Annotated in this window: 19 protein-coding genes; 11 read left to right on the plus strand and 8 right to left on the minus strand. The window is 69.2% G+C overall.

Features of this window, described 5'->3' with window-relative positions; translation table 11 throughout:
- Positions 1 to 300: 300 nt before the first annotated feature.
- Entirely contained in the window at positions 301 to 1,860 is a 1,560-nt protein-coding gene (locus tag ACFVVI_RS29855) for an FAD-dependent oxidoreductase (RefSeq protein WP_387447691.1), read from the minus strand.
- Positions 1,860 to 2,468: a TetR/AcrR family transcriptional regulator gene (locus tag ACFVVI_RS29860; protein WP_387447692.1), complete on the minus strand. Its 609-nt coding sequence runs from the start codon at positions 2,466 to 2,468 to the stop codon at positions 1,860 to 1,862. Before ACFVVI_RS29860 ends, ACFVVI_RS29855 begins: the two co-directional genes overlap by 1 nt.
- Positions 2,469 to 2,664: 196 nt before the next feature.
- On the opposite strand from ACFVVI_RS29860, the gene ACFVVI_RS29865 reads away from it, so the two are divergent.
- Entirely contained in the window at positions 2,665 to 4,293 is a 1,629-nt protein-coding gene (locus ACFVVI_RS29865) for an FAD-binding oxidoreductase (RefSeq protein ID WP_387447693.1), read from the plus strand.
- Complete coding sequence (locus tag ACFVVI_RS29870; protein ID WP_387447694.1) at positions 4,290 to 5,237, plus strand: YegS/Rv2252/BmrU family lipid kinase; 948 nt, start codon at positions 4,290 to 4,292, stop codon at positions 5,235 to 5,237. Before ACFVVI_RS29865 ends, ACFVVI_RS29870 begins: the two co-directional genes overlap by 4 nt.
- Here the strand turns inward: ACFVVI_RS29870 and ACFVVI_RS29875 are convergent, their stop codons facing one another.
- A complete protein-coding gene (locus ACFVVI_RS29875) occupies positions 5,238 to 5,930 on the minus strand; it encodes an AAA family ATPase (RefSeq protein ID WP_379314004.1) in 693 nt (230 codons plus the stop codon). It abuts the gene before it with no gap.
- A gap of 299 nt (positions 5,931 to 6,229) precedes the next feature.
- On the opposite strand from ACFVVI_RS29875, the gene ACFVVI_RS29880 reads away from it, so the two are divergent.
- The 9 genes from ACFVVI_RS29880 to proB all read left to right on the plus strand — a co-directional run bounded on the left by ACFVVI_RS29880 (position 6,230) and on the right by proB (position 18,642).
- Positions 6,230 to 8,908 carry a valine--tRNA ligase gene (locus tag ACFVVI_RS29880; protein ID WP_387447695.1) on the plus strand — a complete coding sequence of 893 codons (2,679 nt, stop codon included), beginning with the start codon at positions 6,230 to 6,232 and terminating at the stop codon, positions 8,906 to 8,908.
- Between the two features lie 107 nt (positions 8,909 to 9,015).
- Positions 9,016 to 10,386, plus strand: coding sequence for a bifunctional folylpolyglutamate synthase/dihydrofolate synthase (locus ACFVVI_RS29885; protein WP_387447930.1), 1,371 nt, complete (start codon positions 9,016 to 9,018; stop codon positions 10,384 to 10,386).
- 56 nt (positions 10,387 to 10,442) lie between these two features.
- On the plus strand, positions 10,443 to 10,784 hold the full coding sequence (locus ACFVVI_RS29890; protein ID WP_378994037.1) for a DUF4233 domain-containing protein: 342 nt from the start codon (positions 10,443 to 10,445) through the stop codon (positions 10,782 to 10,784).
- Positions 10,785 to 10,836: 52 nt separating this feature from the next.
- On the plus strand, positions 10,837 to 11,253 hold the full coding sequence (ndk, locus tag ACFVVI_RS29895) for a nucleoside-diphosphate kinase (protein WP_266298471.1): 417 nt from the start codon (positions 10,837 to 10,839) through the stop codon (positions 11,251 to 11,253).
- A 533-nt stretch (positions 11,254 to 11,786) separates the two neighbouring features.
- Positions 11,787 to 14,972: a translation initiation factor IF-2 N-terminal domain-containing protein gene (locus ACFVVI_RS29900; RefSeq protein ID WP_387447696.1), complete on the plus strand. Its 3,186-nt coding sequence runs from the start codon at positions 11,787 to 11,789 to the stop codon at positions 14,970 to 14,972.
- Positions 14,973 to 15,232: 260 nt separating this feature from the next.
- Complete coding sequence (gene rplU / locus ACFVVI_RS29905; protein WP_067456085.1) at positions 15,233 to 15,544, plus strand: 50S ribosomal protein L21; 312 nt, start codon at positions 15,233 to 15,235, stop codon at positions 15,542 to 15,544.
- Positions 15,545 to 15,568: 24 nt separating this feature from the next.
- On the plus strand, positions 15,569 to 15,835 hold the full coding sequence (rpmA, locus tag ACFVVI_RS29910) for a 50S ribosomal protein L27 (RefSeq protein ID WP_056821498.1): 267 nt from the start codon (positions 15,569 to 15,571) through the stop codon (positions 15,833 to 15,835).
- A gap of 122 nt (positions 15,836 to 15,957) precedes the next feature.
- The gene (obgE, locus tag ACFVVI_RS29915) at positions 15,958 to 17,421 is read left to right on the plus strand and encodes a GTPase ObgE (RefSeq protein WP_378993744.1); all 1,464 of its coding nucleotides are present in this window, start codon (positions 15,958 to 15,960) and stop codon (positions 17,419 to 17,421) included.
- A gap of 105 nt (positions 17,422 to 17,526) precedes the next feature.
- Positions 17,527 to 18,642: a glutamate 5-kinase gene (gene proB, locus ACFVVI_RS29920; protein WP_378993746.1), complete on the plus strand. Its 1,116-nt coding sequence runs from the start codon at positions 17,527 to 17,529 to the stop codon at positions 18,640 to 18,642.
- Positions 18,643 to 18,747: 105 nt separating this feature from the next.
- Here proB and ACFVVI_RS29925 read toward each other — a convergent pair whose 3' ends face one another.
- From ACFVVI_RS29925 to ligD, 5 genes are all read right to left on the minus strand, one after another.
- A complete protein-coding gene (locus tag ACFVVI_RS29925; RefSeq protein WP_387447697.1) occupies positions 18,748 to 20,292 on the minus strand; it encodes a hypothetical protein in 1,545 nt (514 codons plus the stop codon).
- Positions 20,289 to 20,663 (minus strand): hypothetical protein, encoded by a 375-nt coding sequence (locus tag ACFVVI_RS29930; RefSeq protein WP_387447698.1) that lies wholly within the window; start codon positions 20,661 to 20,663, stop codon positions 20,289 to 20,291. Before ACFVVI_RS29930 ends, ACFVVI_RS29925 begins: the two co-directional genes overlap by 4 nt.
- Before the next feature lie 36 nt (positions 20,664 to 20,699).
- On the minus strand, positions 20,700 to 21,431 hold the full coding sequence (locus tag ACFVVI_RS29935) for an ESX secretion-associated protein EspG (RefSeq protein WP_378993752.1): 732 nt from the start codon (positions 21,429 to 21,431) through the stop codon (positions 20,700 to 20,702).
- Positions 21,432 to 21,623: 192 nt separating this feature from the next.
- Positions 21,624 to 22,574 carry a D-isomer specific 2-hydroxyacid dehydrogenase family protein gene (locus ACFVVI_RS29940; RefSeq protein WP_387447699.1) on the minus strand — a complete coding sequence of 317 codons (951 nt, stop codon included), beginning with the start codon at positions 22,572 to 22,574 and terminating at the stop codon, positions 21,624 to 21,626.
- Positions 22,575 to 22,725: 151 nt separating this feature from the next.
- On the minus strand, positions 22,726 to 23,685 hold the full coding sequence (gene ligD / locus ACFVVI_RS29945; RefSeq protein WP_387447700.1) for a non-homologous end-joining DNA ligase: 960 nt from the start codon (positions 23,683 to 23,685) through the stop codon (positions 22,726 to 22,728).
- Between the last annotated feature and the right edge of the window lie 60 nt (positions 23,686 to 23,745).

Raw genomic sequence — 23,745 nt, forward strand, 5'->3', positions numbered from 1 at the left:
GGCGGCCCGGCCGCGGACCGGCCACTTCGTGGCCGTCCCTCCCTAGGGGTCGGGAGTGCGGTGGCTGGGTTGGGTGGGTTGTTGAAGACGGGGACAGGCTGGGTGCGCGCGGTGTGGTTGTTGGAGAGGGGGACAGGCTGGGTGTGTGCGGTGTGGTTGTTGACGAGGGGGACTGGCTGGTATCCGCGCGGTGGTTTTGATGAGGGGACTGGCTTGGGTGCGCGCGGTGGTTGTTCGAGACGGGGACGGGGTTGGGTGGACCGTGTGGTTGGGAGTGCGGTCGGGGGAAGGCTTGGTTGATCAGGTGGTGATGGCGGCGTGTCTGGTGAAGGCGGCTTCGGCGGCGGGGGTGGCGGCTTCGCGGTCGGTGGGGACCAGGCCGATGCGGGTGCGGCGATCCAGGAGGTCGTCGACGGTGAGGGCGGCCTCGTGGGTGATGGCGAAGTCGAATTCGGCGGCGGTGACGTCGATTCCGGGGGCGACCGGTTCGGCGAGGGTGGGATCGGCCAGCCAGGCGGACACGATCTGGCTCGCCTCGCTGCCGTAGCGCTCGATGAGGACCGGTGGGGCGTCGATCCGGTCGCGGGCGGCACCGGCGACCGCGCCGATCAGGGGGATCCGGGTGGTGCGGCAAGGGCCTGCCGTGAGGGCGGCCTGGGTGACCGCGGCGTCGACGGCGTCCTGGGCCATCTGGCGGTAGGTGGTGAGCTTGCCGCCGACGACGGTGATCAGGCCGTCGGGAGCGGTGAGGACCGCGTGTTCGCGGGAGATGTCGGCGGTGCTGTCGTCGGCGGTCTTCAGCAGCGGGCGCAGGCCGGCGAACCGGCCGCGGATATCGGCGCGGGTCAACGGTTCGCGCAGCGCGGTGTTGATGGTGTCGAGCAGGAAGTCGACCTCGGCCTCGGTGGGCTGTGGCTCGTCGGGGATCGGGCCCGGCGCGTCCTCGTCGGTGAGACCGAGATAGACGCGGCCGTGCGCGGCGGGCAGCGCGAAGACGAACCGGCTGATGCTGCCGGGTACCGGCACCGTCAACGCGGCGCTGAGGCCACCGAACGCCGCGGCGTCGAAGACGAGGTGGGTGCCGCGGCTGGGCCGCAGTTCGATGCTGTGGTCGACCTCGCCCGCCCAGACTCCGGTCGCGTTCACGACCGCGCGCGCCCGAACCGTCAAGGTCTCGCCGGTCAGGCTGTCGCGCAGCTGGACCGAATCACCCTTCGCGGCAACCGCCTCCATGCGCGTGAGCACCGTCGCGCCGTGCGCGGCCGCCGTGCGAGCCAGCGCGACGACCAGGCGGGCGTCGTCGACGAGTTGACCGTCCCAGGCCTGCAATCCACCGCGCAGCCCGTCGCGCCGCACGGTCGGTGCCAGGCGCAGGGCCTCGGCGGCGGCCACCCGGCGCGAGCGCGGCAACGTGTCGACCGAGGTGTGCGCGGCGATCCGGAGGGCGTCACCGGCGGCGAAGCCCGCGCGGATGAGTGAGCTCTGGCCGAGCTTGATGCCGGGCAGCAAGGGAACGAGCTGGGGGAGTGGGCGCACCAGATGTGGTGCGGTGGTGCGCAACAGGATGCCGCGTTCGACCGCGCTCTCGTGCGCGATCCCGACCCGTCCGCTCGCCAGATACCGCAGCCCACCGTGCACCAGCTTCGAACTCCAGCGGCTGGTGCCGAAGGCGAAGTCGTTGCGCTCCACCAGGATTGTGCGCAGTCCGCGCGCGGCGGCGTCGAGGGCGACGCCGGTTCCGGTCACACCGGCGCCGATCACCACCACGTCGACCTCGGGGTTCTCGCCCAGTGCGGTGAGGTCGGTGGTGCGGCGCGCCGCGTTCAGGGTGGCACCGGAAATGGGGAAGTCAGCAGGCATCAGGAGTCCTTCTCGGGTGGCGGGAGCAGATAACCCTCGATAGCCCTGGACAATTCGACGTCGAACTCCGCACCGGCCAGCAGCGACTCCACCGTGCCCGCCGACTGCACCGCCGACTGGGTGATGAGCAGCAGCATGGTGGCCATGTGCTCGGCATCACCCGACCGGATCGACCCGTCTCGGTGCCCGAGCTCGATCACGGTCGCGAACAGCCCGATCAGCGTGCGCTGATTGCGGCCGAGCCGGCCGAACACATAGGTGAGCATCAGGTCGGTGTCGGTGCGGAAGATCTTGGCGAACACCGCGTTCGACCGAATCGCCGCCGAGCCCGTCACGATGCCGTGGACCAGCCGATCCCGGCCGAGGCCGGTGTCGGGCATGGTTTCGGCGACGATCGTGCGCAGTTCACGCACCAGCAGTTCGGCGATCAGCGATCCGGTGTCGGGCCAGCGGCGGTAAACCGTCGGCCTGCTCACCCCGGCCCGGCGCGCCACCTCGGTGAGCGTGGTTCGGCGAACCCCGAAGTCGACGACGCAGGCCCGCGTGGCATCGAGAATCGCCACGTCGGTGGGCGAAAGCTGGTCAGCGTGGGTCGCGAGATCGATCATCGTGCTTCACCGCCGGTGGGTTCGGTGGCGCCGGGACAGCTGCGCCGTGGTCGGGCTGGAACCGCCCAAGGGTATCGAGCGGACCAGCGGGGTTTCCGTCGCGAAGGGTCGGTAGTGACATCCGACAGCGGTACGGATGTCGACTCTGGGACATATCGTTGGTTACTGCTTGACAGTATATGTCATTATGTAACGCATGGTCGAGACGCAACACGAACAAACCGGGTCCGCCACCGTGGCACCGAGCATGGTGTGGGACGCCTGGGGCGTAGCCGCCGGTCACCAGCCGCTGTCGGCGCAGATCCGTGGCCTGCTCGCGCAGGTGTTCGGGATCTCGGGTGAGCCGGTCGTGCGCCGCGACGAGAACGACGTGCCGCTGATCCCCACCACGCTCACGGCCGCCGATCGGGCAGGCCTGGCGGCGATCGTCGGTGACGAACATCTCACTACCGCCGATCTCGACCGGCTGCGGCACGCGGGCGGCAAGAGCACCCCCGACCTGCTGCGCCGACGCGCGAACACCCCGCAGGACGCCCCCGACGCCGTCGTCTTCCCCGCCGATCACCCGCAGGTCCTGGCGCTGCTGGAGTACTGCGCCGAACACGGCGTCGCCGTCGTACCGTTCGGTGGCGGAACCAGCGTGGTCGGTGGCGTCGATCCCGTGCGCGGGCAGTTCGGCACCGTGATCGCACTCGACCTGCGCAGGCTCGACACGCTCACCGCGGTAGATCCGGCCAGCGGCACCGCCACCCTCGGCGCCGGACTCACCGGCCCGCAGGCCGAGGAGTTGCTCGGTGCGCACGGACTCTCGCTCGGGCACTTTCCGCAGAGCTTCGAATTCGCCAGCATCGGCGGGTTCGCCGCGACCAGGTCGTCGGGTCAGGCGTCGGCGGGCTACGGCCGGTTCGACGACATGGTCGAGCGCCTGGTGATCGCCACCCCGCAGGGCACCCTCGACCTCGGGCGCGCGCCCGCGTCGGCAGCCGGACCCGACCTGCGCGAGTTGTTCGTCGGATCCGAAGGCGCGCTCGGCATCATCACCTCGGTCACCCTGCGGGTGCATCCCGTGCCGGAAACCGTGGGCTACCAAGCCTGGTCGTTCCCCGACTTCGCCACCGGCTCCGCTGCGCTGCGCAGCGTGGTGCAGGCCGGCGCCGCGCCGACGGTGATGCGGCTGTCCGACGAGGCCGAAACGGGTCTGAATCTGGCGCGCTCCGCCGACGTCGGCGGCCATCCGGTATCGGGCTGTCTCGCCATCACCACCTTCGAGGGCAGCCGGGCCCATGTCGCGGCCCGATCCGCCGAGGCGAGCGAGCTGCTCGCTGCCGCGGGCGGCACCGCACTCGGCGAGGCGCCTGCCCAGCAGTGGGAGCACGGCCGGTTCGCCGCGCCCTACATGCGTGACGCGCTGCTCGATGTCGGCGTGCTGTGCGAGACGCTCGAAACCGCTACCAGCTGGGCCAATCTGGCGAATCTCAAAGTGAAGGTCACCGGCGCGCTGATGGACGCGCTCGGTGCGCAGGGCACGCCCGCGCTGGTCATGTGCCACATCTCGCACACCTATCCGACCGGGGCATCGCTGTATTTCACCGTCGTCGCCAAGCAGCTCGATGATCCGATCGCGCAGTGGCGCATCGCCAAATCCGCCGCGAGCGACGCGATGGTCGCCGCGGGCGGCACCATCACCCACCACCACGCCGTGGGCGCCGACCACCGGCCGTGGATGGGCGCTGAAATCGGTGACCTGGGGGTTCGGGTGTTGCGTGCGGTGAAGCGCGAACTCGACCCCACCGGAGTGCTCAACCCTGGGAAGCTGGTGCCGTGAGCGAACATTCGATGCGGCGCGTTGTCGTCGTCACGAACCCGCGTTCCGGGTCGGGCCGGGGCGACGACGTCGCCGAGGCGGTGCTGGCCGAACTGCTGGCGCGCGGTGTCGAGGTGGTCGAGGTGCGAGCCCCGAGCGCGGACGAGTCGGTGACACAGGTCAGGACGCTCCTGGCCGGCGAGGACCGGCCGGATGCGGTGATCTGCGTCGGCGGTGACGGGCTGATGAACGTGCTGCTGGCCGCTGTCGCGCACAGCGGGGTGCCGCTCGGGCTGGTGCCCGCGGGCACCGGCAACGACCTGGCGCGCGAATTCGGGATACCGACCGGTGACCCCCTTGCTGCCGTCGAGATCGTGCTGGGCGGTCGAGCCCGGACCATCGATCTGGGGCGGATCGAATCGGCGGACGCCGCACCCACCTGGTTCGCGACCGTGGTCGGCACCGGCTTCGACGCGCGAGTCACGCTGCGCGCCAACAAGATGCGCTATCCCCGTGGCCCGCTGCGCTACACCGCTGCCGCGGTCGTCGAGCTGATGCGTGGCTACACACTGCCGTTCCGGATCGAGCTGTCCGGCCTCGCGCCCGGTGCGCTGGACAATCCGCCCGACTCCCACGTGGTGATCCTGACCGACGCGGTGATGGCGCCGATCGGCAACACCCGCACCTACGGCGGCGGCATGCTGGTGTGTCCGGAAGCACTCGCCGACGACGGGTACCTCGACATCACGGTGGTCGGCGCGGTGTCACGGCTGGAGATGGCGCGGCTGCTGCCCGCGTTGTCGGCGGGCAAACGGATCGACCATCCGGCGACCAAGCGTTATCGGGCCCGGCGGATCACGGTCGGTGCGGAGGGCGGATACGCCACGGCCGATGGTGAGCCCGCGGGGATGTTGCCGGTGACGGTGCAGGCGATGCCCGGGGCGCTGAGCGTGCTGGTGCCCTGATCAGGCCGGGTCGAAGGCGATCCGCGACACCGCGTGCAGTGTCGGGCGGTCGATGATCACCACCGAGGTCGAGGACAGCGGTTGCGGGTCCGGCGCGAGGGCGGTGCCGCGGGCTCCCAGGGAGTCCATCATCGTTTCCCAGCGGCGGCAGTGTCCCGTGAAGGCCAGGCTGTTGACGCTTCTGCCTCGGCTGATCTGACCCGATCTGGCCTGCTCGGCGGGCACATCGATGAGCACCATGTGCAGTTCGCGGCGGCCCTGCTCGGTCCAGCGGGCGATCAGGCGACGGCTCCAGCGGAAGGTGGCGCAGTCGTGGATGGCGACCGGTCCGTCGCTGTCGCGGACCGCGTCGCGGATCGCGCGGTAGTGCGCGAGGTGGACCAGCGGGCGCCACAGGGAATACGGCGCCCAGCCCAACCGGTGACGCAGGCGATTGCGGGTGTGATTCGAGTCGAGGACGAGGGCGCCGGACGCGGTCCGCACCGGTTGCTCGGCATCGGGTCCCGAGCCGAAGAAGCGGTGTAGTGCGGTGGACTTTCCCGCGCCGGGGACACCGGCGAAGACCAGAACGGTGGTGCTCGGGTAGCGCAGTTCTTGGACCTCGCTCGCGCGCAGGTCGAGCAGGGCGATCGGGGTGATGATCCTCGGTGCCGACGCGGGAACGGGAGACGAGGAATCGAGCGGGGGCGTCACCCTCTCCAGGGTCCGGTAAAACGGACAAAACGGCAATCGGGGGTTGCCCGGATATTTCGGCTGGAGGGTTGGGAGACAACGGTTTCCGCGTGTCGTCGTGGCGCGTCACAGACCGTGCTGACCAGGGCCGGGTAGAAGCTGAGAATTCCATATGGATTCTGCTGAGTGGGGTCGATCGCCGGTAGTATCAGAGCTGTAGACGGAGTCTTCGGTGTCCCTCATCCACCGAAGATTCCGTCTTTTTTTGTGCTCGGGTAGGCGGGGAAAAAGCTGGTTGCCGCTCCCCTTAGGATTGGGACGTGACCAGCGCAGCCCCTGACAACTCGCGTAATCGTGCCGATGCCCTGCCCAAGAGCTGGAACCCCGGCGAGGTAGAGGCCGACCTGTACGAGGGCTGGGTCAACGCCGGGTACTTCGCCGCCGACGCCTCCTCGAGCAAGCCGCCGTACTCGATCGTGCTGCCGCCGCCCAACGTCACCGGCACCTTGCACATGGGCCACGCGCTCGACCACACGATCATGGACCTGCTCACCCGCCGCAAGCGGATGCAGGGCTACGAGGTGCTGTGGCTGCCGGGCATGGACCATGCGGGTATCGCCACGCAGACGGTGGTGGAGAAGCAGCTCGCCGTCGACGGGAAGTCCAAAGAGGACTTCGGACGTGAGCTCTTCATCGACAAGGTGTGGGACTGGAAGCGGGAGTCCGGCGGGCAGATCCAGGGCCAGATGCGTCGCCTCGGCGACGGCGTCGACTGGAGCCGCGACCGCTTCACCATGGACGACGGCCTCTCGCGCGCCGTGCAGACGATCTTCAAGCGGCTCTACGACTCGGGGCTGATCTACCGCGCCGAGCGCCTGGTGAACTGGTCGCCGGTGCTGCAGACCGGCATCTCCGACCTCGAGGTCGACCACAAGGAGGTCGACGGCGAGCTCGTGAGCATGCGGTTCGGCTCGCTGAACGACGACGAACCGCACGTGATCGTGGCCACCACCCGCGTGGAGACGATGCTCGGTGACACCGCCGTCGCGGTGCACCCGGACGACGAGCGGTACAAGGCGCTGATCGGCACCACGCTGTACCACCCGATCACCGGCCGTCAGATCCCGATCGTCGCCGACGACTACGTCGACCCCGAATTCGGTTCCGGCGCAGTGAAGATCACCCCGGCGCACGACCCCAACGACTTCGAGCTCGGCCTGCGCCACGGCCTGCCGATGCCGACGATCATGGACAAGACCGGCCGGATCGCCGACAGCGGCACCGAATTCGACGGCATGGACCGCTTCGAGGCCCGCGTGAAGATCCGCGAACGGCTCGAGGCCGAAGGTCGCATCGTCGGCCGCAAGTTCCCCTACAAGCACCAGGTCGGTCACTCGGAGCGCTCCGGCGAGCCGATCGAGCCGCGCCTGTCGATGCAGTGGTGGGTCAAGGTCGACACCCTGGCCAAGGCCGCGGGCGACGCCGTGCGTGAGGGCGACGTGAAGATCCACCCGGCCAGCCAGGAACCGCGCTGGTTCGACTGGGTCGACAACATGCACGACTGGTGCATCTCGCGTCAGCTGTGGTGGGGCCACCGCATCCCGATCTGGTACGGCCCCGAAGGCGAGATCGTGTGCCTCGGCCCCGGCGAGGAAGCGCCCGAGGGCTGGGTGCAGGACCCGGACGTGCTCGACACCTGGTTCTCCTCGGGTCTGTGGCCGTTCTCCACGATGGGGTGGCCCGACTCGACCCCCGAGCTGTCGAAGTTCTATCCGACCAGCGTCCTCGTCACCGGGTACGACATCCTGTTCTTCTGGGTGGCCCGGATGATGATGTTCGGCATGTACGTGAGCGACGATCCGGTGCTCACCGCCGGTAAGGGCGGCCGGAAGCAGGTCCCGTTCGAAGACGTGTTCCTGCACGGCCTCATCCGCGACCAGCACGGCAAGAAGATGTCGAAGTCGCGCGGCAACGGCATCGATCCGCTCGACTGGATCAACTCCTACGGCGCCGACGCGCTGCGCTTCACCCTGGCCCGCGGCGCCCAGCCCGGCGGCGATCTGTCCGTCGGCGACGCGCACGCACTGGCTTCGCGCAGCTTCGTCACCAAGCTGTTCAACGCCACCAAGTTCGCCCTGATGAACGGTGCGCGCACCGGTGAGCTGCCCCCGCGCGAGACCCTCACCGACGCCGACCGCTGGATCGTCGACCGGCTCGACGCGGTCCGCGCCGAGGTCGACACCGCCTTCGACGCCTACGAATTCGGCAAGGCCTGCGAGGCGCTCTACCACTTCGCGTGGGACGAGCTGTGCGACTGGTACCTGGAGCTGTCCAAGGTGCAGTTCGCCGAATCCGACGCGCGCGCCGAGAGCACCGCGGTCGTGCTCGGCAGTGTGCTCGACGCGGTGCTGCGTCTGCTGCACCCGGTGATCCCGTTCGTCACCGAGACCCTGTGGCAGGCGCTCACCGGCGGTGAATCGGTGGTGATCGCCGCGTGGCCGCAGGCCAGTGGCGTGGCGATCGACGAACTCGCCGCGCAACGCGTGGCCGATACGCAGCGGTTGATCACCGAGATCCGCCGGTTCCGCGGCGATCAGGGCCTGGCCGACAAGCAGAAGGTGAAGGCCACGCTCGTCGGGATCGAGGAGGTCGGGCTCGGCGGGTTCGCCGACTCGGTGGCCAATCTGGCCCGGCTCACCGAACCGGGCGAGGACTTCGCCACCACCGCCGAGGTGGAGGTGCGGCTGTCCGGCGGCACCGTCACCGTGCAGCTCGACACCTCCGGCGCGATCGACCTCGATGCCGAGCGTCGCCGGCTGGAGAAGGATCTCGCGGCCGCGCAGAAGGATCTCGACACCACCACGGCCAAGCTCGGCAACGAGGCCTTCCTGGCCAAGGCGCCGCAGCCGGTCGTCGACAAGATCACCGGTCGACGCGATGTGGCCGCGGCCGAAGTCACGCGCATCGGCGCCCGTCTGGCGGAGCTGAGCGCCAAGTGAGCGACATGGGCCCCGGTGACCTCGACCCCGAAGACGCCGACTTCGGCGGCAGCGACTACAGCGCGGCCCAGCTCAGCACCGGGCCGTCGCCGGTCGACCTCGCCGAGATGGCGCTGGTCGAGGCCGAGCTCGACAAGCGCTGGCCCGAAACCAAGATCGAACCCTCGCTCACCAGGATCGCCACCCTGATGGATCTGCTGGGCAACCCGCAGAACAACTATCCGGCGATCCACGTCGCGGGCACCAACGGCAAGACCTCGGTGACCCGGATGATCGACGCCCTGCTCACCGCCCTGCATCGGCGCACCGGCCGGATCACCAGCCCGCACCTGCAGCTGGCGACCGAGCGGATCAGCATCGACAACGCGCCGATCTCCCCGGCCGGCTATGTGGCGACCTATCACGAGCTCGCGCCCTATATCGGCATGATCGACCAGCGTTCCGCCGAATCCGACGGCCCGGCGATGAGCAAGTTCGAGGTGCTCACCGGCATGGCCTACGCCGCGTTCGCCGAGGCGCCGGTCGATGTGGCCGTCGTGGAAACCGGGATGGGCGGCACCTGGGACGCCACCAATGTGATCCACGCGCAGGTCGCGGTGATCACCCCGATCGGCCTCGACCACACCGAGTACCTCGGTCCCGACCTCGAGTCGATCGCCAAGGAGAAGGCCGGGATCATCAAGCGCGCACCCGAGGCGCTGATCCCGACCGACACCGTCGCGGTGATCGCCGAGCAGGAACCCCAGGTGATGGACGTGCTGCTGCGCCGGGCCGTCGCCGAGGACGCCGCGGTGGCCCGCGAGGGCGCGGAGTTCCGGGTACTGGAACGGGGCGTCGCCGTCGGCGGGCAGCTGCTCACCCTGCAGGGGCTCGGCGGCGTCTACGACGAGATCTTCCTGCCGCTGCACGGCGAGCACCAGGCCCGCAACGCGGCCCTGGCCCTGGCCGCGGTGGAGGCGTTCTTCGGGGCGGGCGCGGATCGTCAGCTCGATATCGAGGCCGTGCGCGCCGGTTTCGCGACGGTGGCCAGCCCGGGGCGGATGGAACGGATGCGCAACGCGCCGACCATCTTCGTCGACGCCGCCCACAACCCGGCGGGTGCGCAGGCGCTGGCCGCGACGCTCACCGGCGAGTTCGACTTCCGCAAGCTGGTCGGGGTGGTCGCGGTGCTCGCCGACAAGGATGCGGCCGGGATCCTCGACGCGCTCGAACCGGTCTTCGACGAAATCGTCGTCACCAGCAACGGCTCGCCGCGGGCCATGGACGTGGACTCGCTGGCCGACCTGGCCGTGCAGCGGTTCGGCGATGAACGCGTGATCACCGCCGAGACCCTGCCCGACGCGCTGGAGTCGGCGATCGCGCTGGCCGAGCAGGCCGGCGACGAGGGCGACGTGATCTCCGGCGCCGGCGTGGTGGTCACCGGGTCGGTCGTCACCGCGGGCGCGGCGCGCGCCCTGTTCGGAAAGGCTCCGGCGTGAGTGAAGAACAAGTGCCTCCTCCCGCCAACGATCCGTGGAAGGGTCTGCGCGGCGTCATGGCGGGGACGTTGATCCTCGAGGCGATCGTGGTGTTGCTGGCTTTGCCGGTGGTCGCCGACGTGGGCGGCGGGGTCACGTGGTTCTCCGGAACCTATCTCGTGGTGCTCTCGGTGCTGATGATCCTGGGCGCGGGTGTACAGCGGAAGCCGTGGGCGATCCCGTTCAACCTGGGCCTGCAGGTGCTGCTGCTCGCGGGCGCCTTCATCCACCTGTCGATCGGCGTGATCGCGGTGGTGTTCATCGCGGTCTGGGCGTTCATCCTCGTCCTGCGCTCGGATGTCCAGCGCCGAATGGACGCGGGACTGCTCCCCAGCCAGCGAATGGGCACCAAGTCCTGACCGCTCGAGGGCCCGATCGGCGTCCTGACACGGCCGACGCTAGGGTTACCCCGTGACTGAGCAGACGTTGGTACTCATCAAGCCGGACGGTGTCTCCCGAGGCCTCACCGGCGAGATCCTCGCGCGCATCGAGCGCAAGGGCCTCACTTTCCAGGCCTTGGAGCTGAAGAACGTGTCCGCGGAACTCGCGGCCGAGCACTACGCCGAACATGCCGAGCGGCCTTTCTTCGGCTCGCTCATCGAATTCATCACCTCCGGCCCGGTCGTCGCGGCCGTGCTCGAAGGCCCGCGCGCGATCGCGGCGTTCCGTCAGCTCGCCGGTGGCACCGACCCGGTAGAGAAGGCCGTGCCCGGCACCATCCGCGGCGACTTCGGCCTGGAGACCCAGTTCAACCTGGTCCACGGATCCGACTCGCCCGAGTCCGCCAAGCGCGAGATCGCCCTCTGGTTCCCCGAATTCCCCGCCTGACCCGCAGCGGTCGGTAGCGCAGCAAAGGTAGAAGGACACCCGGTCAGGCGGTATCGAACTCCGCTCGGCCGGGGCGCCCTCGCTTGCCGGATCCGCCGGGTGATACCACCGCCGTGAGCGGGGCGGAGTTCGCGTGAGTTGCGCCGATGGCGATCCCCGCGCGAACCGTATGGGATACTGATTACGGATGTGTTCGACGCCGACCTGTCGCGCAGGTACGTGACGCGGTGTCGGACATGACCGGATGACACCGCGGTTGATGCCGATCATCGCTGCCACGGATGGCCCTGTTGCTGGGGTCGCCCGCGCAGGCACGCTGGATGAGCGCTCGAAAGCGCGGTGCCACGCCGTACAGCCAGGCGCCGTGTGACCGGTTGGCCCGCCAGATGATCGATCAAGGTGCGACCGGACACGCGGGGCGAGACCAGATGACCCTCGTACCATCGGGTACGAGGTGCACGGACGATGCCCCCGCGTCGGCCGCGTCACTCCCGTACCGGGGAAGGACGCGCCCGGGGGCCCGAGGAGACTTCGTGGCCGAAAAAGAGCCGCTGGACACAACACAACAGGATGCCGATCAATTGCCGGAGCGAATTCGAGTTCATGCACTGGCCAAGCGGTTGGGAGTGACCAGCAAACGCATCCTGGCCAAACTGGCCGAGTTGGGCGCCGAGGCGCGCAGCGTTCAATCCAATGTCGACCGTTCGGTCGCCGAAACGGTGCGCGACGCGATCGCCGCCGCTGACGCCGAACCCGGCGAACCTTCAGCACCCGCACCCGCGACGCGCGCGAAGAAGAGCGCCGCGTCCACCCCCGTCGCCGAGCAGCCGGCCGACACGTCCGCGGCGCCCGCGTCGCTGTTCTCCGCGCCCCACGTCGCGCGCACCGACGAGGTGTTCGCCGCGATGCGCGAGGACGCGCACACGGATCTGTTCACCCACCGGGCGTCGGAATCCCCCGTGCGGGCCGAGCCGGTGACCTTCGAGGCGCCCGCCTCGGTGGATATGCCGTTGTTCCTCCCGCCGGACGCCACCGCCGCCGAGGAGACCCGCAAACGCCGTCGGGCCGAACGGGCTCCGAAGAAGATCGAAGAGCCCGCCGCGCCGCCGGTGGAGGAAACCGTCGCGCCCAAGGCCGAGGAGCTCGACGCCGAGGCCGAGGACGAGTCCGCCGATCAGTCCGGTGACAACGACGCCGACGGCCAGCCGCGCCGCCGCCGTCGTGGCCGTCGTGGCCGGGGTCGTGGTCGTGGCGAGCAGTCCGCCGACGGCGAGGACACCGACTCCGACAGCGATGACGACGACACCGACGAGGCCGAGCAGCCGGCCGAGCAGGTCACCGCCGAAGCCGAGCAGGCCGAGGACACCGAATCCGACACCGATGACGAAGACGGCTCCTCCGATGGCGCCAGCCGTCGTCGCCGTCGTCGCCGTCGCCGCAAGGTGGGTGGCGAGTCCGCCGACGCCGAGTCGGCGACCGAAGACGATCCGCCGAACACCGTGGTGCACGAGCGCGAGCCCCGCAACAAGAGCCGCGGTCGTTCCAGCGCGAGCAACCCCGACGAAGTGCAGGGCATCTCCGGCTCCACCCGGCTGGAAGCGAAGCGTCAGCGTCGGCGTGACGGCCGGGAAGCCGGGCGTCGTCGTCCGCCGATCCTGACCGAGTCGGAGTTCCTGGCTCGCCGCGAGGCGGTCGACCGGGTGATGGTCGTGCGCGAGAAGGCGTTCGACCCCGCCGAGCACGCGCCCGGTCACCAGACCACCACCCAGGTGGCGGTCCTCGAGGACAACATCCTCGTCGAGCACTTCGTCACCAGTTCCGGTCAGGCGTCGATGGTGGGCAATGTCTACCTCGGCAAGGTCCAGAACGTGCTGCCCAGCATGGAGGCGGCGTTCATCGACATCGGCCGCGGCCGCAACGGTGTGCTCTACGCCGGTGAGGTGAACTGGGAAGCCGCCGGTCTCGGCGGTCGCGAGCGCAAGATCGAGCAGGCGCTCAAGCCCGGCGATCAGGTGCTGGTGCAGGTGTCCAAGGACCCGGTGGGTCACAAGGGCGCCCGTCTCACCACCCAGATCTCCCTCGCGGGTCGCTTCCTGGTGTACGTGCCCGGTGGCACGTCCACCGGGATCAGTCGCAAGCTGCCCGATACCGAGCGCAAGCGGCTCAAGGAGATCCTGCGCGAGATCGTCCCGTCCGACGCCGGGGTGATCATCCGGACCGCGTCCGAGGGTGTCAGCGAGCCCGAACTGGCTCGCGACGTCGAGCGGCTGCAGGCCGCCTGGCGCACCATCGAAGAGGCCGCCGCCAAGGAGACCAACGCACCGAAGGCCCTCTACGAAGAGCCCGACATGCTGGTCAAGGTCATCCGCGACCTGTTCAACGAGGACTTCGCCAAGCTGGTCATCGAAGGTGACCGCGCGTGGAGCACCGTCGAAACCTATGTCCGCACGGTGGCGCCCGACCTGCTGCCGCGGGTCAACCGGCACGAGAACAACGGTGTCGACGTGTTCGACGCCTTCCGGATCGACGAGCAGCTGGCCAAGGCGCTCGATCGCAAGGTGTGGCTGCCCTCGGGCGGCACCCTGGTGATCGACCGCACCGAGGCGATGACCGTCGTCGACGTCAACACCGGCAAGTTCACCGGCTCGGGCTCGTCGAACCTCGAAGAGACCGTCACCAAGAACAACCTGGAAGCGGCCGAGGAGATCGTGCGCCAGATGCGGCTGCGCGATATCGGCGGCATGATCGTCGTCGACTTCATCGACATGGTTCTCGAATCCAACCGTGACCTGGTGCTCCGTCGTCTCACCGAGGCGCTCGGACGCGACCGCACCCGCCACCAGGTGTCGGAGGTCACCTCGCTGGGCCTGGTCCAGATGACCCGCAAGAAGCTGGGCACCGGGCTGGTCGAGGCGTTCTCCACCACCTGTGAGCACTGCCACGGTCGCGGCATTCTCGTGCACTCCTACCCGGTGGATTCCGGGTCCGGGGTCGAGGAGCCGCGGTCGAAGGAGGGCGGTTCGCGTCGTCGTCGCGGTAAGGATCGCGACAAGCCCGCGGCCGCCGCGGCGCCCGCGACCAACGGCACCGCACCGGCCGCCGAGCACGCCGAAGAGGACATCGCGGTCAAGCGGGCCCACCCGGTGGTACTCGCGATGGCAGGTCATCACGACGACGAGTCCAGCGACGAGCACACCGAGGTCGTCGAGGAGGCGCCCGCCGAGCCGACGAGGTCGCGGTCGCGTTCGCGTTCGCGCCGGTCGGGTCGTGGTGCCGCCGCGGCGAATACCGAGCAGAGCGCCGAGGGGCCGCTCACTGGGGTCATCTCCGGCGAGGCGGAACCCGAGGCCGAGGAGGAAGCGGTGATCTCGGCAGCTGCCGATACCGCCGCTGTCGCCGAGACCCCGGTCGTCGAGACCTCGCAGCCCGAACCGGCCGCGGTCGAGACCGCGCAGCCGGCCCCGGTCGCCGAGCCTGAACCGGCTGCCGCCGCCGAGGAACCCGCACCGCGGGCGCCTCGTAGGCGTCGCGTAGCCCGGTCGACGGCAGCGCCCGCGCCGGACAGCGCGGGAGCCGTGTTCGTCCTGTCGGCGAACGAGCAGCCGCCCGCGGCGGCCGTCGTGGACTTCGCGGCGGAGCCGGTGGTCGTCCCGGAGCGCAAGCCGCGTCGTCGCGCCGTGGGTCGTCCCGCGGGCGCGCCGGCCGCCGAATCGAAGTAACCCGATGCTTGCGTGCGCGGATCGCTCCGCGCACGCAAGCCCCGATTCGGCCCCTGACCGGCCGAATTGGGGGAGTGGATACCATTCTGGTAACCTAGGTCGGTCGCTGCCCAGTGATTGAGCATCCAGCCGAGCAGGCCGGGTGATACCGCAGGCAGCAAACGTTCTTCCCCCGCTCGTGCGGGGATGAGCCCAGGAATACGCGTCGCAGCTGCGGCGTGGACATGTGCAGGACCAATGTGAGTGGAGGAAGCCGACCGATGGCAGCGTACGCAATCGTCAAGACCGGCGGAAAGCAGTACAAGGTCGCGGTCGGTGACCTGGTGAAGGTCGAGAAGATCGAGGGCGCGGTCGGCACCGCCGTGGCGCTGACCCCGGTTCTCGTCGTCGACGGCACCGATCTGACCACCGACGCCGACAAGCTGGCCAAGATCTCCGTGGCCGCTGAGGTCATCGACCAGACCAAGGGCCCGAAGATCCGGATCCACAAGTTCAAGAACAAGACCGGCTACCACAAGCGCCAGGGTCACCGTCAGCCGCTGACGGTCATCAAGGTCACCGGCATCAAGTAAGAATTTTCCCGAGGAGACGAAGCAATGGCACATAAGAAGGGCGCATCCAGCTCCCGGAACGGCCGCGATTCGAACGCCCAGCGCCTCGGCGTGAAGCGTTTCGGCGGCCAGAAGGTCAGCGCGGGCGAGATCCTGGTCCGTCAGCGTGGAACTCACTTCCACCCGGGCGTGAACGTCGGCCGTGGTGGCGACGACACGCTGTTCGCCCTCGAGGCGGGCGCGGTCGAGTTCGGCACCAAGCGTGGCCGCAAGACCGTCAACATCGTCGTTCCGGAGCCGGTCCAGGCCTGACCGCCTGGAGCTTCGCTCCCCACAGACACCAGAGCGGGTCAGGGTTGATTCCCTGACCCGCTCTGTCGTGTTCTCCCCACCCCTTACCGCAAACGACTAGTCAGAAGGAGGAGGATCAACCCATGTCCAAATTCATCGACCGCGTCGTGCTGCATGTTCGTGCCGGTAGAGGTGGACACGGTTGCGCCTCGGTGCATCGTGAGAAGTTCAAGCCGCTCGGCGGGCCCGACGGCGGCAACGGCGGCAGTGGCGGCGACGTGATCCTCGAGGTCGACGCCAACGTCCACACCCTGCTCGATTTCCATTTCCACCCCAACGCCAAGGCCGGCAACGGCAAGCCCGGCGAGGGCAGCAACCGAGAGGGCAAGAACGGCGCCGATCTGGTGCTGCAGGTCCCCGACGGAACGGTCGTCGTCGATGACGACGGCAAGGTGGTCTGCGACCTCGTCGGCGCGGGCAACCGGTTCATCATCGCCCGTGGCGGCCGCGGTGGCCTCGGCAACGCCTCGCTGGCGTCCAAGGCACGCAAGGCGCCCGGTTTCGCGCTGCTCGGCGAAGAGGGCGACGAGGTCGACGTCGTACTCGAGCTGAAGTCGGTCGCCGACGTCGGACTCGTCGGCTTCCCGTCCGCGGGCAAGTCGTCGCTGGTCTCGGTGCTGTCCGCGGCCAAGCCGAAGATCGCCGATTACCCGTTCACCACGCTGGTCCCCAACTTGGGCGTCGTGCTGTCCGGTGACACGACCTTCACCATCGCCGACGTGCCCGGCCTGATCCCCGGTGCCAGCGAAGGCCGCGGCCTCGGCCTGGACTTTCTGCGCCACATCGAACGCTGCGCGGTGCTCGCCCACGTCGTCGACTGCGCGACCCTGGAACCCGGCCGCGACCCGGTCTCCGACGTCGATGCACTCGAGGCCGAGCTCGCCGCCTACAAGCCCGCCTTGTCAGGTGACGCCAGCCTCGGTGATCTGGCCGACCGCCCGCGCGTGGTCATCCTCAACAAGACCGACGTGCCCGATGCGGCCGAGCTGGCCGAAATGGTGTCCGCCGAGTTCGCCGAGCGTGGCTGGCCGGTGTTCGAGATCTCCGCCGTGAGCCGCGCGGGCCTGCGCCCGTTGACGTTCGCGCTGGCCGACATGGTTCGTCAGTATCGCGAGGATCACCCCAAGGCCGCGCCCAAGCGCACCATCATCCGCCCGATCGCGACCGACGAGACCGGTTTCAGCGTCATCGCCGACCCGGAGGAGGCGGGTGGTTTCATCGTGCGCGGCACTCGCCCCGAGCGCTGGATTCGCCAGACCGACTTCAACAACGACGAGGCCGTCGGCTACCTGGCCGACCGGTTGGCTCGCCTGGGTGTCGAAGCCGCGCTGGTCAAACAGGGTGCGCAACCGGGCTGCCCGGTCACCATCGCCGGTGTGACCTTCGAATGGGAGCCGATGATCTCGGCGGGTGTCGATATGCAGCCGACCGGCCGCGGAACCGACCTCCGGCTCGAGACCAACGATCGTATCGGTGCGGCCGAGCGCAAGCTCGCCTCGCAGGCGCGACGTGGTCTGCTCGACGAAAACGGCGAACGCAAAGAGTGAGGTGGGTCGCGCCCGGCGAAAATCGCTGTCGGGCGCGGCCATTGGATCGGCATACTGCGATGGTTGACGAGGTAGCTCGGTGATCGTGGTGCAGGGAGTTGAACGATGCAGGTGGGTTCGGAGCTGAGTCAGGGACGCGCGGCGATCGTGTCGGCGCGCACCGTGGTGGTGAAGATCGGCTCGTCGGCGTTGACCAGCCTCGAAGGTGGCCTCGACACCGCCCGCCTCGATCTGCTGGCCGACGCGGTCGAGGCGCGGATGCGGGCCGGTTCGGATGTGGTGGTCGTGTCCTCGGGCGCGATCGGCGCGGGACTCGCTCCGCTCGGCCTGTCGAAACGGCCCAAGGATCTCGCGACCAAGCAGGCCGCGGCCAGCGTCGGACAGCTGGCTCTCGCCCACGCGTGGGGCACATCGTTCGCCCGCTATGACCGCACCGTCGGCCAGATCCTGCTCTCCGCCGACGATTTCGCCCGCCGGGAGCATCACCGCAACGCCCAGCGCACGCTGGACCGGTTGCGGTCGCTCGGCGCGATCGCGGTGGTGAACGAGAACGACACGGTCGCCACCGAGGAAATCCGCTTCGGCGACAACGACCGCCTCGCCGCCCTGGTGGCGCACCTGGTGGGCGCCGACGCCCTGATCCTGCTGTCGGACGTGGCGGGGCTCTACGACGGCGACCCGCGTAAGGGTGCCGCCAACTTCATTCCCGAGGTGCGCAGCAGTGCCGACCTCGACGGCGTGATCGCGGGTAGCGGTGGCGCGCTCGGGACCGGCGGGATGGCCTCCAAGCTCTCCGCTGCCCGCCTCGCCGCCGATGCGGGCATTCCTGTCCTGCTGGCTTCGGCCGCTGATGCTGCGGTTGCCCTCACCGGCGGCACCGTGGGTACGGCGTTCGCTGCTCGCCCGATCCGGCTCTCCGGTCGTAAGTTCTGGGTTCGCCATGCCGCTGATCCGCGGGGCGCGGTTCTGCTCGATGCGGGGGCGGTTGATGCGGTGGCTCAACGACACTCGTTGCTGGCGGCGGGTATCACCGGGATTCGTGGTCGCTTCTTCGGGGGGGATGTGGTGGATCTGGTCAGCCCTGATGACGCGGTTGTGGCTCGGGGGGTTATCGAATACGACAGTGCCGAGCTCGTCTCTATGCTCGGCCGGTCTACGACTGATCTCCCCGACACGATGCAACGTCCGGTGATTCACGCGGACGATCTGGTGAAGGTCTGAACGGAGACCTTCGTTCGGGGTGTTCACACGGCTGCGGGGCGTGATGACCTGGGTTCGAGGTGGGCACTCCGACGAAAGGGCCGTGGACGTATTGCGGTCGATGATCTACCGCGGCGGGACTACTCCTGGCTGATCGGTCTCGGGCGGTGGCGCCTTGGGTGTGGCCGGCTGTGACGGGGACACGTCGGATCCGGGAACCGGGCCGGTGACGCCGGGCTGACCGCCCGGGTCGGACATGTCGGGCATGCCCGGCAGCGGAAGTGGTTGTGGCGCTTGGCGGCCGGGTGGTGCCGGGGAGGCCGGTTGTTCCGAGGTCGGTGCGGGCGCTTCGGTCGGCCGCGGGGTTTCCGTGGTCGGGGGCCTCGGTGCCGGTGGATTCGAATCCTGCTGTGTCGGTAGCTGATTCGGCTGCGTGGGCGGGGGAGCGGGCGCCTCGCTGGGCGAACTCGTCGGCGGAACGGTCGGGCCCTGGCTCTGTGGAGCGGGTTGTTCGGTGGACGGCACGGGCGCTTCGGTGGTGGGTGTGGGCGCTTCGGTAGGCGGCGCGGGTGCTGCGGTAGGCGGCGCTGGCGGTTCGGTAGTGGGTGCGGGCGCTTCGGAAGACGGCACGGGCGCTTCGGTAGTGGGTGCAGGCGCTTCGGAAGACGGCACAGGCGCTTCGGTAGGCGGCACGGGTGGCGCTGGCGCTTCGGTGGTGGGTGTGGGCGCTTCGGAAGACGGCGCTGGCGCTTCGGTGGTGGGTGCGGGTGCGGGCGCTTCGGAAGACGGCACAGGTGCTTCGGTAGGCGGTGCGGGTGGCGCTGGCGCATCGGTGGTGGGAGCGGGCGCTTCGGTAGTAGGTGCGGGCGCTTCGGAAGACGGTGCGGGCGCTTCGGTGGTGGGCGAGGGGGTCTCGGATGCCGGAGACTGTGGGGTCGAGCTCTGACCTTGGGGTGCAGGGGTTTCCGACGGTGCGGGGGCTTCGCCTGGCGTCACGGTGGCGCCGGGTGCGGGGGCTTCACCGGGCGCCGCGCCGGATTCTGGTTCCTGGGGCGAATTGCCTTGTGGTGCGGAGGGGCTCGGAGTCGACCCGTTACCCGGCGACGGTGAACCACCTCGGCCCGACGGCGTTTCTGTCTCCCCTGGTGCGGTGGGCAGTGCTGGGACACCGGTTCCGGCAAGCGAATACGCCGGCTTGTAGATCATGTTCATCGCCAGCACAGCTTCTTGGCGTAGCGCCTCGGCCGCCATCTGCGCGTCGATCACCTGCGCGCTCTCCAGCAGGCGGGCGATCGCCCCGATCGGGCCTGAACCGCCCGGCGCCACCACGGCCAGCTTCACGGCTTCGGCGGCCGCGGCGACACCGCCCAGGCGGGCGCCGACTTCGGCCATCACCGTGGCCAGTTCGTCGATAGAGGCGGCGAAGCTGCGGGTGCTCGCGGCGGCGGCATCGGCGGCGGCGCCGGACCAGCCGGTGTCGTCGATCACCCGCTCGGCGCCGGATTTGGTCAGCGGCATCGAGGTGGAGAGGGTGGCGGCGGTCTCCAGCCAGGTCATCGACGCGCCGAGAACGGCACCGGCGTCGATCTGCTGGGCGCGCGTGTAGATCTGTTCGTGCGGCATGGATTCGAAATGTTCCATCGCACTGATGTAGGTGGGGTCGGTGCTCATCCGCGCACCCGCGTATCGACGGCGCGCAGGGCGGCGGCCGCGGCGGCGTCGGCTTCCTCGTAGAGGCCCGCGCTGAGCAGGAACGCCTCTTTCATCCGGTAGGCCGCCTCGATGTAGCGATCGAGCAGTTCGGCGGCGTCGCGTGCCTTGTGCGCGAAGCCCGCCTGCAACTGCTGGGCGGAGACGAAGCCGCCGAATCCCGCTGCCTCGGCAGCGTTCTCGAGCCCCTGTCGCAGCTGGGCGAGATGCTCGGCCTGCTGTTCGTAAAGGTCGGCGCACCGGCGCGCGGCATCGGGGTCGAATGTCAGTGTCCCCGCCACGGCGGCGCTGCGGAACCGGGAGATCTCGGCTCTGCTGCTCTCGATCGTCATCGCGTCTCCCCTCCAGATGATGCGGTGGAGTCCAGGTTAGCCGGACCTTCTGCTGTGCGAACTGTGCGCCGGCACCAATCTGCGCTGCAATTGCGCGGCCAGTTGCCCAGTGGACGCGGGCACCACGTGCACGGTTTCGCCCGCTCGCAGCAGGTAGCGGCCGTCGTTGGCCACGTCGATCCAGCTGTAGTGCACCGGTGGGTTCGGCACCGGACGGTCGAGCCCGGTTTCGATGCGGATGTGGCCCTCGGCGGTGTGCGGCCTGCGTAATAATCGCTGGATGCGGGGCACGGCGGGATGGGTCGCGAGCACGGTTTCCTCGTCGCGCACCGCCTCGGTCGCGGCCTCGCGCGCGGGTTCGCGTCCGGGTGGGGTATCGGGCAGGCAGGCGGTGACGCGCGCGCCGATCCCCGCGGTGTGCCCGATCGAAACACGCACGCTGCCACCGTAATCGGGCCGGGTACTCGGTTCCTGCCTTACCAGCACCGCATGGTCGTAGACCGCGCAGGCCAGCAGCCGGATTTCGCTGCCTGGGGTATGGGCGCCACCGACCAGCACGATCCTGGCGTGTGGTTCGGCGATGATCCGCAGACAGGCGGCGAGGTCGGGGTCACCCCCGCGTAGTCGGTCGTCGAGTCCCGCGCGTAGCCGCGCCGCGTCGTTCTCGGTGTGCGGCGACTCGAGCACGCGCAACGGAAACGGCATGCGATCCTGACCCGATTCCCGCCAGACGTGCGCGAATTCGTCAGCGGTGAAGGTCCATCCCATTGCCGATCCCATCCTTACCGAACCAGGACGGGGACAGCCTAACCCGCGTTGTCCGATTCCGGCGTGCCGATCGAGCCTCATATCTCCGAACGGAATCTTTTCCCGCTCTGAGTACCTCAGCTGACTGTTCCGGCGGACGCTGAGGTCGGCCGACGTTTTTACGATCGCTGTCCGGGTCAGCGGCCGGACCTCTCAGTAACCGCGCGCAGTGTCGATGATCGCGTCCAACGGCTCGCCCGCGACGAACCGTGCCACATTCGCGCCGACATGATCGGCGAACGCCGCCAACCGCAACTGCGGTGGGTTCGAATCGTGCGGGGTGATGATCGCGTTCGGCAATGTCCACAGCGGGTGCCCGTAGGGCAGCGGTTCCGGGTCGGTGACGTCGAGTCCGGCGCCGCCGATCACCCCGCCGGTCAGCGCGTCCACCAGCGCGTCGGTGTCGATCAGGCTGCCACGGGCCACATTGATCACCCACGATGACGGCTTGAGCCTGGACAGTTCGTCGGCGCCGATGAGGTGGCGCGTCTGCGCCGTCGCGGGTGCCGCGACCACCACATGATCGGTGTGCGACCACACCCGCGCGAGCTGATCGGTCGGCACCGTCTCGACATCGGCGGGAATGCCGGTGCCGGTCACCGGACGTCCCGACCGGTTCACCGCGATCACATGGGCGCCCAGCGGCGCCAGCATCGGGATCAGCGCGCGACCGATCCCGCCGGCGCCGACGATCGTCACGGTCTTGCCGCGCAGCGATCCGACGTGCGGGAAGAACTCCCGCTGCTGCCACGACGTCGCCCGTAACTGTTCGGGCAGGTACCGCACCCCGGCCAGCAACAGCATCAGCGCGTGTTCGGCGACACTGTGCGAGAACGCCCCTGCCGCGGAGGTGAACACCACGTCCGGATGCGCGGTGAACACGCCCGCGTCGAAGAAGTCCTCGATCCCCGCGGCGGGCAACTGCGCCCAGCGCACCGACGACGGCAGGGTCGCCGGAAAATCGCTGGGTTTGCCGGTCCAGATCAGTGCGTCGGCCTCCGCCACCTCACCCACCCGAGCGCCCGCTCCGACGACCGCTTTCTCGAGCAAGCGCGGCGCCGGCTGATCCGGGGCGATCGCGATCGTGGTCGCGGATTCCTGCACAGAGACCTCCTGGGTCGATCGGCTGCTGGTGCCGCACTGCGGCTCGAGCGCTGTCCTGGGCACCGCACGCGGTACCGGACCCTGATTCTTCCTCGTCGCTGTCGACGGCGCCCCCGCACCCTCCCGGTCTCGCGAAGTGATCCGGGACTGCTCACTGTTCGTCGAGGTCGACGAGTTCCTCGACGCCGTGCCGGTCGGCCAGTTCCAGCAGGGGCGCGATGTCGAAGACGGCGTTGTCCATGTCGGCCTGTAGGTCGCCGAGTTCGGCATAGCGGGCAGGCACGGTCTGGATGGTGAAGTCGCGGGGCACGATGTCGTCGATCTCGGTCCAGCGAACCGGCGTCGACACGGTGGCCTCCGGCACGCCACGCACGGAGTAGGCGGCGGCGATGGTGTGGTCGCGCGCGTTCTGGTTGTAGTCGACGAACAGCTGCGCGGGATCGCGGTCCTTGCGCCACCAGGCCGTGGTGACATCCTCGGGCGCACGCCGTTCGATCTCCTGCGCGAACGCGAGCGCGGCCCGGCGAACCTCCTGAAACCCGTACTCCGGCGCGATCCGCACGTACACGTGCAGTCCGGACCCACCGGAGGTCTTCGGCCAGCCGACCGCGCCGAGCTCGTCGAGCACCTCGTGCACCACCCCGGCCACCCGCTGCACCCGCGACCACGGGCAGTCGGGCATCGGATCGAGGTCGATGCGCCATTCGTCGGGCGACTCGGTATCGGAGGCCCGCGAATTCCAGGGATGGAACTCCACGGTGGACATCTGCACAGCCCAGATCACCTCGGCGAGCTCGTGCACGCAGAGCTCGTCGGCGTGCCTGCCGTAGCGCGGAAAATACACGCGCACGGTCGGTATCCAGTCCGGCGCACCCGCGGGCACCCGCTTCTGGTGCACCTTTCCGCCCGGCAGTCCCTTGGGGAATCGGTGCAGCATGCAGGGCCGATCCCGCAGGGCGTTGACGATCCCGTCCCCGACGCTCAGGTAGTACTGCGCGAGGTCGAGCTTGGTCACGCCGAGCTCGGGAAAATACACCCGGTCGGGATTGCTGACCCGCACGGTGTGCTCACCCACCGGTAGTTCGACCGCAGGCGCCGCAGACTTGGCCACCCGCCCAACGATAGACGAGCAGGCCCGCCCCCGTGGGGGAGCGAGCCTGCGTCGGTGTGG

It is taken from the genome of Nocardia sp. NPDC058114, from assembly GCF_042884695.1.
Lineage (GTDB): Bacteria > Actinomycetota > Actinomycetes > Mycobacteriales > Mycobacteriaceae > Nocardia.

Coding starts and splice junctions, on each gene's coding strand:
- ACFVVI_RS29855 (WP_387447691.1), bottom strand. CDS start 1,860: ATGCCTGCTGACTTCCCCATTTCCGGTGCCACCCTGAACGCGGCGCGC.
- ACFVVI_RS29860 (WP_387447692.1), bottom strand. CDS start 2,468: ATGATCGATCTCGCGACCCACGCTGACCAGCTTTCGCCCACCGACGTG.
- ACFVVI_RS29865 (WP_387447693.1), top strand. CDS start 2,665: ATGGTCGAGACGCAACACGAACAAACCGGGTCCGCCACCGTGGCACCG.
- ACFVVI_RS29885 (WP_387447930.1), top strand. CDS start 9,016: ATGGCGCTGGTCGAGGCCGAGCTCGACAAGCGCTGGCCCGAAACCAAG.
- ACFVVI_RS29890 (WP_378994037.1), top strand. CDS start 10,443: ATGGCGGGGACGTTGATCCTCGAGGCGATCGTGGTGTTGCTGGCTTTG.
- rplU (WP_067456085.1), top strand. CDS start 15,233: ATGGCAGCGTACGCAATCGTCAAGACCGGCGGAAAGCAGTACAAGGTC.
- rpmA (WP_056821498.1), top strand. CDS start 15,569: ATGGCACATAAGAAGGGCGCATCCAGCTCCCGGAACGGCCGCGATTCG.
- obgE (WP_378993744.1), top strand. CDS start 15,958: ATGTCCAAATTCATCGACCGCGTCGTGCTGCATGTTCGTGCCGGTAGA.
- proB (WP_378993746.1), top strand. CDS start 17,527: ATGCAGGTGGGTTCGGAGCTGAGTCAGGGACGCGCGGCGATCGTGTCG.
- ACFVVI_RS29925 (WP_387447697.1), bottom strand. CDS start 20,292: ATGAGCACCGACCCCACCTACATCAGTGCGATGGAACATTTCGAATCC.
- ACFVVI_RS29930 (WP_387447698.1), bottom strand. CDS start 20,663: ATGACGATCGAGAGCAGCAGAGCCGAGATCTCCCGGTTCCGCAGCGCC.
- ACFVVI_RS29935 (WP_378993752.1), bottom strand. CDS start 21,431: ATGGGATGGACCTTCACCGCTGACGAATTCGCGCACGTCTGGCGGGAA.